Origin of the sequence: Pseudomonas sp. ES1 (assembly GCF_050586605.1) — a bacterium.
Lineage (GTDB): Bacteria > Pseudomonadota > Gammaproteobacteria > Pseudomonadales > Pseudomonadaceae > Aquipseudomonas > Aquipseudomonas sichuanensis.
Genome location: NZ_JBOBDM010000034.1, coordinates 32219 through 46143 on the forward strand (window position 1 = coordinate 32219; position 13925 = coordinate 46143).

Here is a 13925-nt window from a genome sequence, read left to right on the forward strand (position 1 = left end):
CCGGGCGGCAAGGGGCAACTACGGATGGGAAACGGAAAAATGCGGGATCAGGGCGCTGCGGTTTCGAACATCATGCTGACCAGACCTTGGTAGGCACCCGGCTTGTAGCCGCCGGCTGGCGACTGGGCCTCAACCACGAAGTCCATCAGCGAGCCGGCTGCGGCTTGGGCCTGGGGCAGCACCACCTGCGCCGTAGTGCTCAGGTCGGTAGCACCCACCCGAACATTCAGGTCGATGGCGTCAATGCCACTGACGATGGAGGCCGGCGACAGCAGGCGGGCGGTGATCGGGCCGATGGTGCTTTTGGCCTGCAACTGTTTGTTGATCGGGTAGAACGAGCTGCTGACCGGGTTCCAGGCCATGTCCTGGGGGTCGTTCATCCAGTTGCCGCCCACCGGCTCGACGTAGAACGCAGCGGTCGGCACGGTGGCGGTGATCAGCACCTGTTTCTCGATGGGGTCGGCGGCCTGCACGCCAGTGGCGGCCATGAGCGCCAGCGGAAGTGCCAGAAGGAATGCTTTCACGAATAATCTCCTTGAAACCTGCAGGGAACGTCACAGGGGAACGTGCCAATCGGCGAGTTGCCGCGGGCTGATGGGATTATTCGGATTCACCACGGAGCACGAATCAGGAACGCTCCTGTCGTCTTGTTGAAATTTCCCAGAGTGCTGTCATAGCGCCATAAATGAAAACGCCCCGACAAGCGGGGCGTTCCAGGTCAAGGCCTTTCAGCGATCAGTGCGACACCGCACCGCTGGCCCCCAGGCCAGTCTGCGAGCGGACGAACTGCGGGTAGAACAGCGCGCGTTCGTCTTCGGCAGCCTTGGACTTGTCGGTGACCGAGAAGAACCAGATACCGACAAAGGCGATCAGCATCGAGAACAGCGCCGGGTACTCGTAGGGGTAGATGGCTTTCTCGTGGCCGAGGATCTGTACCCAGATGGTCGGGCCGAGGATCATCAGGCCCACCGCGCTGATCAGCCCCAGCCAGCCGCCGATCATGGCGCCGCGGGTAGTCAGCTTCTTCCAGTACATCGAGAGCAGCAGTACCGGGAAGTTGCAGCTGGCGGCGATGGAGAAGGCCAGGCCGACCATGAAGGCGATGTTCTGCTTCTCGAACAGAATCCCCAGGCCGATCGCCAGTACGCCCAGGGCGATGGTGGTGATCTTCGACACGCGGATCTCGTCCTTGTCGTTGGCCTTGCCCTTGCGCCAGACGCTGGCGTACAGGTCATGGGACACCGCCGAGGCACCGGCCAGGGTCAGGCCGGCAACCACCGCCAGGATGGTGGCGAAGGCCACGGCCGAGATGAAGCCGAGGAAGATGCTGCCACCCACGGCATCGGCCAGGTGCACCGCCGCCATGTTGTTGCCACCCAGCAGGGCGCCGGCGGCGTCCTTGAAGTCCGGGTTGGTGCTGACCAGCAGGATCGCGCCGAAGCCGATGATGAAGGTCAGGATGTAGAAGTAACCGATGAAGCCGGTGGCGTAGAGCACGCTCTTGCGGGCTTCCTTGGCGTCACTGACGGTGAAGAAGCGCATCAGGATGTGCGGCAGGCCAGCAGTACCGAACATCAGCGCCAAGCCCAACGAGAACGCCGAGATCGGGTCCTTGACCAGGCCGCCCGGGCTCATGATCGCCTCGCCCTTGGCGTGCACCTTGATGGCCTCGGAGAACAGGGTGTTGAAGTCGAAGCCCACGTGCTTCATCACCATCAGCGCCATGAAGCTGGCACCGGACAGCAGCAGCACGGCCTTGATGATCTGTACCCAGGTGGTGGCGAGCATGCCGCCAAACAGCACGTACAGGCACATCAGCACGCCGACCAGGATCACCGCAACATGGTAGTCAAGGCCGAACAGCAGCTCGATCAGCTTGCCGGCACCGACCATCTGCGCGATCAGGTAGAACGCCACCACCACCAGCGAGCCGGAGGCCGACAGGGTGCGGATTTCTTTCTGCCCGAGGCGGTAGGAGGCAACGTCGGCAAAGGTGTACTTGCCCAGGTTGCGCAGGCGTTCGGCGATCAGGAACAGGATGATCGGCCAGCCGACCAAAAAGCCGATGGAGTAGATCAGGCCGTCGTAGCCCGAAGTGAACACCAGGGCGGAAATACCCAGGAATGAGGCTGCCGACATGTAGTCGCCGGCAATCGCCAGGCCGTTCTGGAAGCCGGTGATCTTGCCACCGGCAGCATAGTAGTCGGCGGCAGAATTGTTGCGCTTGGAGGCCCAGTAGGTGATGCCCAGGGTAAAGGCGACGAAGGCCACGAACATGGCGATCGCGGCAACGTTCAGCGGTTGCTTCTGCACCTCGCCGGTCAGGGCATCGGCTGCCCACACGGCGGGTGCGAAAGTGCCGCAGGCCAGGACGGCCAGGGCTTTGGCATGACGGATCATTGCTTGGCCTCCTCGAGGATTGCCTTGTTCAACTCGTCGAACTCGCCGTTGGCGCGACGCACGTAGATGGCGGTAAGCACGAACGCCGAAAGGATCAGGCCGACGCCCAGGGGGATACCCCAGGTGATCGACGAGCCGGGGCTGAGCTTGGCACCGAGCAGGTGCGGGCCATAGGCGATGAGGAGGATGAAGGCGCAGTAGAGGCCGAGCATGACTGCCGAGAGAATCCAGGCGAAACGCTCGCGCTTGGTGACCAGTTCCTTGAAGCGCGGACTGTTCTGTATCGATTGGTAAATGCTGTCGTTCATTGTTTTTGTCCTAGCAGCACAGATGTAGGGAGAACCCGACTCCACTTTATGCTGCCGCTGGACGCCAACCAGACGACCTTAGTCTTAGATGCAAGGGTGTTTTACAGATTTGGTAACAACCCTTGGGGCCGCTGCGCGACCCAATCGCTGGCAAGCCAGCTTCCACAAGGGCTGAGATCCCCTGTGGGAGCTGGCTTGCCAGCGATTGGGCTGCACAGCAGCCCCCGGAGTGCGCCGCTTACTTACCAGTCCACTCCTTGACCCGCTCCGGATGCTTGGCCACCCAGTCCTTGGCCGCCGCTTCCGGCTTGGCGCCTTCCTGGATCGCCAGCATCACTTCGCCGATCTCATCCTTGGACTGCCACTGGAACTTCTTCAGGAACTCGGCCACTTCCGGGGCCTTGGTGGCCAGCTCCTTGCTGCCGATGCTGTTGACCGTTTCCGCGGCGCCATACACGCCTTTCGGATCTTCAAGGAACTTGAGCTTCCACTTGGCGAACATCCAGTGCGGCACCCAGCCGGTGACGGCGATGGATTGCTGCTTGGCATAGGACCGGCCAAGCTCGGCGGTCATTGCCGCGCCGGAGCTGGCGGTCAGTTTGTAGCCGCTCAGGTCGTAGTCCTTGATGGCCTGTTCGGTCTTGAGCATGACCCCGGAGCCTGCGTCGATGCCGACGATCTTCTGCTTGAAGCTCTGGTCGGTCTTGAGGTCTTCGATGCTGTTGGCCTTGACGTACTCGGGGACGATCAGGCCGATCTTGGCGTCCTTGAAGTTGGGGCCGAAGTCGACCACGTTGTCCTTGTTCTTGGCCCAGTACTCACCATGGGTGACCGGCAGCCAGGCCGACAGCATGGCGTCGAGTTTGCCGGTGGCCACGCCCTGCCACATGATGCCGGTGGCCACAGCCTGCAGTTTCACGTCGTAGCCGAGCTTCTGCCTGATCACTTCGGCGGCCACGTTAGTGGTCGCCACGCTATCGGACCAACCATCCACGTAACCGATGCTGACTTCCTTGGCCATGGCTTGCGCAGTGCTCATGGCCAGTACCACAGCAGTGCCCACGCCCAGGAAACGTCGCATTCTTGTAAAAGTCGCCATCAAAGCATCCCCTCGTCAGGTCTTGGAGATTGCATCATCAACCTGACACAACAGGCGACCTGCTCTGTCAGCGACCTTTAGCGAACGATCAGCGACAGCACTGTGCCATTAGCGCCAGCAGCCCGCGCCGAACTGCGCGATCCTTGCATGCCAAACGCTTGGCGCCGGGCTACTATCACTGGTTCGCCCGCACCGGGCCCATCGCCGGCAAGCCGACTCCCACAGGGTTCATGCGATTCTCTGTGGGAGCCGGCTTGCCGGCGATGGCCCGCGCAGCGGCCCCTGCTCACGAATCCGACGATGGACCGCCCGATGTTCCGCACGACCTACCTGCTCGCCTGCCTGCTCGCCCTCCTCGGCCTGGGCGCCCTCTGGTACGGCCTCGGCAAGCCGGTGCAGCTGCCAGACGCCGCCAGCCCCACACACAAGTTGCAGTGCGCCTCCTACACCCCGTTCGACAAGGACCAGTCGCCGTTCGACCAGCCGTTTCGCCTGCGCCCGGCGCGCATGGACGCCGACCTGGCCTTGCTGGCCGAGCGATTTCAGTGCATCCGCACCTACTCGATGAGCGGCCTTGAAGCCATCCCGGCACTGGCCCGCAAGCACGGCCTGAAGGTGATGCTGGGGGCCTGGGTCAACGCCAACCCGGTGGACACCGACAAGGAAGTCGACCTGCTGATCGCCGCCGCCAACGCCAACCCCGACGTGGTCAGCGCAGTGATCGTCGGCAACGAGGCGCTGCTGCGCAAGGAGGTCACCGGCGAGCGCCTGGCCGAGTTGATCAACAAGGTGAAAAGCCAGGTCAAGGTGCCGGTGACCTACGCCGATGTCTGGGAGTTCTGGCTGCAACACCCGCAGATTGCGCCTGCGGTGGACTTCCTCACCATCCACCTGCTGCCTTACTGGGAGGATGACCCGCGTGGTATCGATGCGGCCCTGGCGCATGTCGCCGACGTGCGGCAGGTGTTCGGCAACCGCTTTGCGCCCAAGGACATCCTGATCGGCGAAACCGGCTGGCCTAGCGAGGGCCGCCAGCGCGAGACGGCGGTGCCGAGCCGGGTCAACGAGGCGCGCTTCATTCGTGGTTTCGTCGCCCTGGCCGAGGCCAATGGCTGGCACTACAACCTGATCGAAGCCTTCGACCAACCGTGGAAGCGCGCCAGTGAAGGCGCGGTGGGCGGCTACTGGGGGCTGTACGACGCCGACCGCCAGGACAAGGGCGTGCTCGAAGGGCCGGTGAGCAACCTGGCGCTGTGGCCACAGTGGCTGCTGGCCTCGCTGCTGTTGCTGCTGGCGACCCTGGCCCTGGCCGGGCGCCCGGCGCATGCCCGCGCCGCCTTGCTGCTGCCGCTGCTGGCGGCGCTGGGCGCCGGCAGCCTGGGGCTGTGGGGCGAGCTGATGCGCACCAATGCACGGTTTGCCGGCGAGTGGCTGTGGGCCGTGCTGCTGGCCGGGCTCAACTTGCTGGTGCTGGCCCAGGCGGCCTTGGCCCTGGCCCGCCGTGACGGCTGGCGGCAGCGGTTGTTCGCCTGGCTTGAAGGGCATGCTGGCAAGTGGTTGCTGGCTGCGGGGTTCGCGGCGGCGGTGAGCATGCTGGCGATGGTGTTCGACCCGCGCTATCGCAGCTTCCCCAGCGCGGCACTGCTGCTGCCGGCGGTGGTCTACCTGCTACGCCCAGTGCGCGCGCCTCGGGCCGAGGTAGCGTTGCTGGCGTTCATCGTTGGTGCGGGCGTGGCGCCGCAGCTGTACCAGGAGGGGTTGGCAAACCGGCAAGCATGGGGTTGGGCGCTGGTCAGCGTGTTGATGGTCGGGGCGTTGTGGCGCAGTTTGCGATTGCGCAAGGCCTGAAGATGCCAGTCAGTTAAGCCAACTGGGGTCGCTGCGCAACCCTTCGCGGGTAAACCCGCTCCCACAGGGCATCGAGATCCTGTGGGAGCGGGTTTACCCGCGAAGGGCTGCAAAGCAGCCCCATCAACCGCGGCTTTCGCACAGCCCGATCGGCTTCAAATGCGCAACAAAGTTGCACGGCCGGTGCCGGGCATCCAGCTGCTCGGCCAGGATCCCCTCCCACGCCGTCCGGCACGCCCCGGTCGACCCCGGCAGGCAGCAGACCAGGGTGCGGTTGGCCAGCCCGGCCAGCGCCCGGCTCTGCACGGTCGAAGTGCCGATGTCGAGGATCGACAGCGCGCGGAACAGCTCGCCAAAACCATCGATGCGCTTGTCCAGCAGGCACTCGACCGCTTCGGGCGTACTGTCGCGGCCGGTAAAGCCCGTGCCGCCGGTGATCAGCACCACCTGCACCTGCTCATCGGCAATCCAGGTGGCGACCTGGGCGCGGATCTTGTAAAGGTCGTCCTTGAGCAGTTCCCGTGCGATCAGCCGATGGCCGACCTCCACCGCGCGGCTGGCCAGCAGCTCGCCGGAGGTGTCGTTGGCGTAGCTGCGGGTATCGCTGACAGTCAGTACGGCGATGTTCAGTGGCACGAACACCGCATCCGGTTTAACACTCATCAAGCTCTGCTCCGTAATTGGCCTTGCGGCCACGTTAGAGGCAAGCCTCGGACCGCGTCCAATCGATAGGGCGAACCAACCGATCAAGGGCCTCTATCAAGCGGTCACCATTAAAGATTGGCCAGCCCACGCGGAGTTGGTTAAGGTCGCCGAACCCGCCACCCCGCTCGCCAGGCCGCACCATGGACATCAAGCAGCTCAAGTTCCTCATTGCCCTCGACCAGACCCGCCACTTCGGCCAGGCCGCAGCGCTGTGCCATATCACCCAGCCGACCCTGTCGATGCGCCTGCGCAACCTGGAGGACGAGCTGGACCTGGTGCTGGTCAAGCGCGGCCAGCGTTTCGAGGGTTTCACCGAGGCCGGCGAGCGCATCCTGGCCTGGGCCCGCACCTTGCTGGCCGCCCACGACGGCCTGCAGGCCGAGGCCGCCAGCTGCCGAGGCCAGGTGGTCGGCAGCCTGCGCCTGGGCACCGTGCCGCTGGCCAGCTTCAACCCGATGCAACTGCTGCTGCCGCTACGGGAAAAATACCCCGAGCTGAGCTTCCAGCTGTCGTCGCTGAGCTCCGAGCAGATCATCGACGGCCTGTCGCGCAACCAGCTGGACTTAGGGATCTGCTACCTCGACCAGGTCAATGCCAGCTTCTTCGAAGTGATCGAGCTGAGCACCACCACCATGGGCCTGCTGCACGACACTCGGCACTTTCAGTTCGACGCCGACACCCTGCGTTGGGATGAACTCGGCGAGATTCCGCTTGGCCTGCTGAGCAAGGGCATGCATTACCGCCAGTCACTTGACCTGAGTTTCCGCAGCCGTGGCCTTGAACCCAACTCCGTGCTGGAAAGCGACTCGACCTTCCAGCTGATCCAGGCCATCAACGTTGGCGTGTGCTGCGCGATCATGCCGCTGGATTGCGGCCTGGAAGAGCTGAGCACGCACCTGCGGATCATCCCGGTGGCCGACGCCAGCATCCACAGCCCGGTGGGCCTGCTGCTGCGCCGCAGCGAGCCGCGTTCAGCCATTGCCGAACAATGTTTCGCTGAAGCCAAGGCGCTGTTTCAACCTTCCTGAGCCGTCGCCTGGCGATATTGCCTCGGGGTAAACCCGGTCAGTTGCCGGAACTGGCGGCTGAACGCGCTGTGGTCGGTGTAGCCGCAGCGCAGGGCGACCTCGGTGATCGGCAGGTCCGAATGCAGCAACTGATGGGCGTGTTCCAGGCGGGCTTTGTGGATCATCTGCCGTGGCGTCAGGTGGAACACCCGTTTGCAGTAGCGCTCCAGCTGCGCCACTGAAATCCCGGCGATACGGGTCAGCTCGCCCATGCTGATCGGCTGGTGGAAATGCGCGCGGATATGCGCGTCCACCGCGGCCAGGCGCTGATAGGCGGGGTGGGTGTCGGCGGCGGATTGCAGATCCACGGAAATACCCACCAGGCCGATGATCCTGCCGGCGGGATCGTACAGCGGGCGCTTGTGGGTCAGGCACCAGCCCGGTTCGCGGCTGCCGTACAGGTGCAGTTCCAGCTGGTCCTCCAGCACCAACCCTTGCTCCAGCACACGGCGGTCCTGCTCGGTGTAGCCGGGGCCGAGCCGGGCCGGGAACACCTCGGCGCTGGTCTTGCCCAGCAGGGGTTGCAACTGTTTCAGGCCACAGCGCTGCACCAGCGTGCGGTTGGCCAGCACGTAACGGGCCTGCTCGTCCTTGATGAAGATCGCCGCGTTGGCGATGACGTCGAGCATCGGCAGCAGCCAGACCACCCCGGTGAGCAGCGCCTCCAAGGATTCGGGGCGGTGCTGGTCGAGTTGCTGGTAGAGGGTGGCGAGAGGTTGCTGGGGCATCGGTATCTTCGCTCTTGATTGTTGGCCTCTCGCGGGGCAAGCCCGCTACCTGACCGCGCCGCACTCAAGACCTGCACGCTGCCTGTGGGAGCGGCGGTTCGCCGCTGCGATTTACCCGCGAAGATGACACCTCGGTGCCTGGCACGGGCTATGCCCGTGTTCGCGGGTGAACCCGCTCCCACAAGAATCGCACAGCAATTACGGCAAGGCCTGCAGCCTATCCAGCCACATCGACCTTCACCAGCGCTTTCGCGAACTGTGCCGATTTCGTCATTCCCCTTGCCGAAAACCATCAAGAACCCCCGCCCCGATCGGTCCACTCTATGCCCCACGCAAGCCGCCCCATGACCTACAAGAACGCGGCCCGCAAAGCCGCATCGTGACATCAGACCTGCCTATCCAAAACCTACAAAAAGGCGACCCCATGTCAGGCAAATTCAAGAAACAGCTGTCATTGCTGGACCTCACCTTCATCGGCCTCGGCGCCATCTTCGGCTCCGGCTGGCTGTTCGCCGCCAGCCACGTGTCGGCCATCGCCGGCCCGGCCGGGATCCTCTCCTGGTTCCTCGGCGGTTTCGCCGTACTGCTGCTGGGCATCGTCTACTGCGAGCTCGGCGCTGCACTGCCACGCGCCGGTGGCGTGGTGCGCTACCCGGTGTATTCCCACGGCCCGCTGCTGGGCTACCTGATGGGCTTCATCACCCTGATCGCCTTCTCCAGCCTGATCGCCATCGAAGTGGTCGCCTCGCGCCAGTACGCCGCGGCCTGGTTCCCCAGCCTGACCAAGGCCGGTTCCAGCGACCCGACCGTGCTCGGCTGGCTGGTGCAGTTCGCCTTGCTCGGGTTGTTCTTCGCGCTCAACTACCGCAGCGTGAAGACCTTCGCCAAGGCCAACAACCTGGTCAGCGTGTTCAAGTTCATCGTGCCGTTGCTGGTGATCGGCGTGCTGTTCACCTTCTTCAAACCGGAAAACTTCGAGGTGCAGGGCTTTGCCCCGTTCGGCATGTCCGGCGTGGAAATGGCCGTGTCGGCCGGCGGCATCATCTTCGCCTACCTGGGCCTCACCCCGATCATCTCGGTGGCCAGCGAGGTAAAGAACCCGCAGCGCACCATCCCCATCGCGCTGATCCTCTCGGTCCTGCTGTCCACCGCGATCTACGCCCTGCTGCAACTGGCCTTCCTCGGCAGCGTGCCGACCGAAATGCTGGCCAATGGCTGGGCCGGGGTGACCAAGGAACTGGCCCTGCCCTACCGTGACATCGCCCTGGCCCTGGGCGTCGGCTGGCTGGCCTACCTGGTGGTGGCCGATGCGGTGGTCTCGCCCAGCGGCTGCGGCAACATCTACATGAACGCCACCCCGCGGGTGATCTATGGCTGGGCGCAGACCGGCACCTTCTTCAAGTACTTCACCCGCATCGACGAGCAGTCCGGTATCCCGCGCCCGGCACTGTGGCTGACCTTCGCCCTGTCGGTGTTCTGGACCCTGCCGTTCCCGTCCTGGGAGGCGCTGATCAACGTGGTCTCGGCCGCCCTGGTGCTGAGCTACGCGGTGGCGCCGGTGACCGTCGCCGCTCTGCGCCGCACGGCCCCGGACATGCCACGCCCGTTCCGGGTCAAGGGCATGGCGGTGCTCGGCCCGCTGTCGTTCATCATCGCCGCGCTGATCGTCTACTGGTCGGGCTGGAACACCGTGTCGTGGCTGCTGGCCCTGCAGATCGTGATGTTCGTGCTGTACCTGCTGTGCCGCCGCTTCGTGCCCACCGAGCATCTCTCCATTGGCCAGCAAGTGCGCTCGTCGGCCTGGCTGATCGGCTTCTACGCCGTGACCATCCTGCTGTCCTGGCTGGGCAGCTTCGGCGGGCTGGGGGTGATCGGGCATCCGTTCGACACGGCGGTCGTGGCTGCCGCGGCGCTGGGTATCTATTACTGGGGCGCGGCGACCGGCGTGCCGGCGCAGCTGGTGCGGCTGGAAGGTGAGGATGAAAGCGAAGCCAGCCATGAGCCCCTGGTTGGTCACCGTCCGGCTGCACTGGCTCCGTGAAGGCTACTGGCCCTATCGCCGGCAAGCCGGCTCCCACAGTTTCAACGCGGTCCCTGTGGGAGCCGGCTTGCCGGCGATGAGGCCCGCACCAACAGCACAACACTTCGCTTATCGGAAGACGGACAAGCCCATGAAACAGATCCACGTCATCGACTCCCACACCGGCGGCGAACCGACCCGCCTGGTCATGCAAGGCTTCCCGCAACTGACCGGCCGCAGCATGGCCGAACAGCGCGACGAACTGCGCGAGCTGCACGACCACTGGCGCCGCGCCTGCCTGCTGGAGCCACGCGGCAACGATGTACTGGTGGGGGCGCTGTACTGCCCGCCGGTTTCCAGCGACGCCACCTGCGGGGTGATCTTCTTCAACAACGCCGGCTACCTGAACATGTGCGGCCACGGCACCATCGGCCTGGTCGCCTCCTTGCAGCACCTGGGGCTGATCGAACCGGGCGTGCACAAGATCGACACCCCGGTGGGCCAGGTCAGCGCCACCCTGCATGAGGACGGCGCGGTCACCGTCGGCAACGTGCCGTCCTGGCGCTACCGCCAGCAGGTGGCGGTCGAGGTGCCGGGCTTTGGCCCGGTGCGCGGCGACATCGCCTGGGGCGGCAACTGGTTCTTCCTGGTCAGCGAACACGGCCAGCGCATCGAACTGGACAACGTCGAGGCCCTGACCGACTACACCTGGAAAATGCTCAAGGCCCTGGAAACCCAGGGCATCACCGGCGAGCACGGCGCGCCGATCGACCATATCGAACTGTTCGCCGACGACGCCCACGCCGACAGCCGCAACTTCGTGATGTGCCCGGGCAAGGCTTATGACCGCTCGCCCTGCGGCACCGGTACCAGCGCCAAGCTGGCGTGCCTGGCCGCCGACGGCAAGCTCGCCGAGGGCCAGGCCTGGGTGCAGGCGAGCATCACCGGCAGCCAGTTCCAGGGCCGCTTCGAGCGCGAAGGCGAGCGTATCCGCCCGTTCATCACCGGCCGCGCCCACATGACCGCCGACAGCACCCTGCTGATCGACGAACAAGACCCGTTTGCCTGGGGCATCTGACCCCGCTTTCTTCCCAACGAACACTGCAAGGAGTGACAACAATGACTGACAACATCTTCACCGGTTGCATGCCCGCCCTGATGACCCCGTGCACCGCGCAGCGCACCCCCGACTTCGATGCCCTGGTGCGCAAGGGCCGCGAGCTGATCGAGGCCGGCATGAGCGCCGTGGTGTACTGCGGCTCGATGGGCGACTGGCCGCTGCTGACCGAGGCCGAGCGCCAGGAAGGCGTGGCGCGCCTGGTGGCCGCCGGCATCCCGACCATCGTCGGCACTGGCGCGGTGAACACCCGCGAGGCGGTAGCCCACGCCGCCCACGCGGCCAAGGTCGGCGCTGCCGGGCTGATGGTCATCCCCCGCGTGCTGTCCCGTGGCGCGTCGCTGATTGCCCAGAAGCATCACTTCTCGGCGATCCTGGCGGCCGCGCCCAAGCTGCCGGCGGTGATCTACAACAGCCCCTACTACGGCTTCGCCACCCGCGCCGACCTGTTCTTCGAATTGCGCCGCGAGTACCCCAACCTGATCGGCTTCAAGGAGTTCGGCGGCGCTGCCGACCTGCGCTACGCCGCCGAGCACATCACCTCCCAGGATGACGACGTGACCCTGATGGTCGGCGTCGACACGCAAGTGGTGCACGGCTTCGTCAACTGCAACGCCACCGGCGCCATCACCGGCATCGGCAACGCCCTGCCACGCCAGGTGCTGCAACTGGTGAGCCTGAGCAAGCAGGCGGCCAAGGGCGACGCCAGGGCCCGGCGCCTGGCGCGGGAACTGGAAGCCGCGCTGGCGGTGCTGTCGTCGTTCGATGAAGGCTGCGACCTGGTGCTGTACTACAAGCACCTGATGGTGCTCAACGGCGATACCGAATACAGCCTGCACTTCAACGAGACCGACGCCCTCACCGATGCCCAGCGCCACTACGCCGAGCAGCAGTACAGCCTGTTCCGCACCTGGTACGCCAACTGGTCGGCCGAGCAGAACCTGGCCTGAAGCCCTGCTCGCCAGCAAGGACGGCTCCTGTGGGAGCCGGCTTGCCGGCGATCACCGGCCTGGCCGGTGCCATCCTCCGAACCCTCCGCCCCAAGGACGCCCCCATGCCCCTCACAGGCAACCTGCTGATCGGCCAACGCGCCGTAACCGGCACCCAGGCCGCGATCCGCGCCATCGACCCGGCCACCGACATACCACTCGATCCGCCCTACGCCGGCGCCAACGCCGAGCAAGTGGCCCAAGCCTGTGCCCTGGCCTGGGCGGCGTTCGATGAATACCGCGCAACCTCGCTGGCGCACCGCGCCCGCTTTCTTGAAACCATCGCCGAGCAGATCGAAGCACTGGGCGATGAACTGATCCATCGCGCCATCGCCGAAACCGGCCTGCCCGCGGCCCGCATCCAGGGCGAACGCGCACGCACCTGCACCCAGTTGCGCACCTTCTCCCGAGTAGTGCGTGCCGGCGAATGGCTGGACGTGCGCATCGACCACGCCCTGCCCGCGCGCCAGCCACTGCCACGCGCCGACCTGCGCCAGCGCCAGGTGGCCCTGGGCCCGGTGGCGGTGTTCGGCGCCAGCAACTTCCCGCTGGCCTTTTCGGTGGCCGGTGGCGATACCGCGTCGGCGCTGGCCGCCGGCTGCCCGGTGGTGGTCAAGGCCCACAGCGCCCACCCCGGCACCAGCGAGCTGGTAGGCCAGGCGGTGGCCCGGGCGGTGCAACTGTGCGAACTGCCCGAAGGCATGTTCTCCCTGCTGTACGGCGCCGGCCGTGACGTCGGCCTGGGCCTGGTCAACGACCCGCGCATCAAGGCGGTCGGTTTCACCGGCTCGCGCAGTGGCGGCGTTGCCCTGTGCCAGGCCGCCCAGGCACGCCCGGAACCGATTCCGGTGTACGCCGAAATGAGTTCGATCAACCCGGTGTTCCTGTTCGACTCCGCCCTGCAAACCCGCGGCGAAGTACTGGCACAGGGTTTCGTCGCCTCGCTGACCCAGGGCGCCGGCCAGTTCTGCACCAACCCCGGCCTGCTGATCGCCCGCCAGGATCCGGCGCTGCAAGGTTTCATCGCCGCCGCCGGCGAACAACTGCAGCGCACCGCCGCGCAGACCATGCTCACCCCTGGCATCTTCGCGGCCTATGCCGCCGGCATCACCGCGCTGGCCGCAAACCGCAACGCCCAACGGGTCGCCAGCGGCCAGGCGCCGCAGGGGCCGAACCAGTGCCAGGCGCAGCTGTTCCTGACCGAGGCTACGGCATTTCTGGGTGACCCGGCCTTGCAGGCCGAAGTGTTCGGCGCAGCTTCATTGGTGGTGGCCTGTGACAGCGATGCGCAGGTGCGCCAGGTGGCCGAGCACCTGGAAGGGCAACTGACGGCCACCTTGCACCTGGACGAGGCCGACTTCGACAGTGCCCGGCAACTGCTGCCGACCCTGGAGCGCAAGGCCGGGCGCATTCTGCTCAACGGCTGGCCGACCGGCGTCGAGGTGTGCGATGCGATGGTCCACGGTGGACCGTCCCCCGCCACTTCCGATACCCGCAGCACCTCGGTGGGGACGGCGGCAATCCTGCGTTTCCTGCGCCCGGTCTGTTACCAGGACCTCCCCGATGCCCTGCTGCCCGCTGAGTTGCAGCGCGCCAACCCACTGCATCTGCGCCGTCTGGTCGACGGCAAACGGGAAGGCTAGG

The 13925-nt window shown here is 65.6% G+C and carries 12 protein-coding genes; 6 read left to right on the top strand and 6 right to left on the bottom strand.

Features of this window, described 5'->3' with window-relative positions; translation table 11 throughout:
- Nucleotides 1-47 precede the first annotated feature (47 nt).
- The 4 genes from ACQ4N9_RS15555 to ACQ4N9_RS15570 all read right to left on the bottom strand — a co-directional run bounded on the left by ACQ4N9_RS15555 (nt 48) and on the right by ACQ4N9_RS15570 (nt 3807).
- Nucleotides 48-524 (bottom strand): CS1 type fimbrial major subunit, encoded by a 477-nt coding sequence (locus ACQ4N9_RS15555; protein ID WP_390967958.1) that lies wholly within the window; start codon nt 522-524, stop codon nt 48-50.
- Between the two features lie 211 nt (nt 525-735).
- Nucleotides 736-2400, bottom strand: coding sequence for a cation acetate symporter (locus tag ACQ4N9_RS15560; protein WP_390967959.1), 1665 nt, complete (start codon nt 2398-2400; stop codon nt 736-738).
- Nucleotides 2397-2708, bottom strand: coding sequence for a DUF485 domain-containing protein (locus tag ACQ4N9_RS15565; protein ID WP_323828553.1), 312 nt, complete (start codon nt 2706-2708; stop codon nt 2397-2399). The genes ACQ4N9_RS15560 and ACQ4N9_RS15565 overlap by 4 nt, the downstream gene beginning before the upstream one ends.
- A gap of 238 nt (nt 2709-2946) precedes the next feature.
- A complete protein-coding gene (locus ACQ4N9_RS15570) occupies nt 2947-3807 on the bottom strand; it encodes a glycine betaine ABC transporter substrate-binding protein (protein ID WP_390967960.1) in 861 nt (286 codons plus the stop codon).
- A 300-nt stretch (nt 3808-4107) separates the two neighbouring features.
- Here ACQ4N9_RS15570 and ACQ4N9_RS15575 point away from each other — a divergent pair, with 300 nt between their 5' ends.
- Nucleotides 4108-5655: a beta (1-6) glucans synthase gene (locus ACQ4N9_RS15575; RefSeq protein ID WP_430933218.1), complete on the top strand. Its 1548-nt coding sequence runs from the start codon at nt 4108-4110 to the stop codon at nt 5653-5655.
- Nucleotides 5656-5778: 123 nt separating this feature from the next.
- On the opposite strand, the gene moaB is transcribed toward ACQ4N9_RS15575, so the two are convergent.
- Nucleotides 5779-6318: a molybdenum cofactor biosynthesis protein B gene (moaB, locus tag ACQ4N9_RS15580; RefSeq protein ID WP_125465115.1), complete on the bottom strand. Its 540-nt coding sequence runs from the start codon at nt 6316-6318 to the stop codon at nt 5779-5781.
- Between the two features lie 182 nt (nt 6319-6500).
- Between moaB and ACQ4N9_RS15585 the strand changes: the two genes are divergently transcribed.
- The gene (locus ACQ4N9_RS15585) at nt 6501-7388 is read left to right on the top strand and encodes a LysR family transcriptional regulator (RefSeq protein WP_347148569.1); all 888 of its coding nucleotides are present in this window, start codon (nt 6501-6503) and stop codon (nt 7386-7388) included.
- Here ACQ4N9_RS15585 and ACQ4N9_RS15590 read toward each other — a convergent pair.
- On the bottom strand, nt 7376-8155 hold the full coding sequence (locus tag ACQ4N9_RS15590; protein WP_125465117.1) for an AraC family transcriptional regulator: 780 nt from the start codon (nt 8153-8155) through the stop codon (nt 7376-7378). The genes ACQ4N9_RS15585 and ACQ4N9_RS15590 overlap by 13 nt on opposite strands.
- A 424-nt stretch (nt 8156-8579) precedes the next feature.
- On the opposite strand from ACQ4N9_RS15590, the gene ACQ4N9_RS15595 reads away from it, so the two are divergent.
- From ACQ4N9_RS15595 to ACQ4N9_RS15610, 4 genes are all read left to right on the top strand, one after another.
- Complete coding sequence (locus ACQ4N9_RS15595) at nt 8580-10196, top strand: APC family permease (protein WP_390967962.1); 1617 nt, start codon at nt 8580-8582, stop codon at nt 10194-10196.
- A 130-nt stretch (nt 10197-10326) separates the two neighbouring features.
- Complete coding sequence (locus ACQ4N9_RS15600) at nt 10327-11253, top strand: 4-hydroxyproline epimerase (protein ID WP_125465119.1); 927 nt, start codon at nt 10327-10329, stop codon at nt 11251-11253.
- A gap of 41 nt (nt 11254-11294) precedes the next feature.
- Nucleotides 11295-12242, top strand: a complete 948-nt coding sequence (locus tag ACQ4N9_RS15605; RefSeq protein ID WP_390967963.1) for a dihydrodipicolinate synthase family protein — start codon at nt 11295-11297, stop codon at nt 12240-12242.
- Nucleotides 12243-12346: 104 nt separating this feature from the next.
- Complete coding sequence (locus tag ACQ4N9_RS15610; RefSeq protein ID WP_390967964.1) at nt 12347-13924, top strand: aldehyde dehydrogenase (NADP(+)); 1578 nt, start codon at nt 12347-12349, stop codon at nt 13922-13924.
- Nucleotide 13925: the final 1 nt, after the last annotated feature.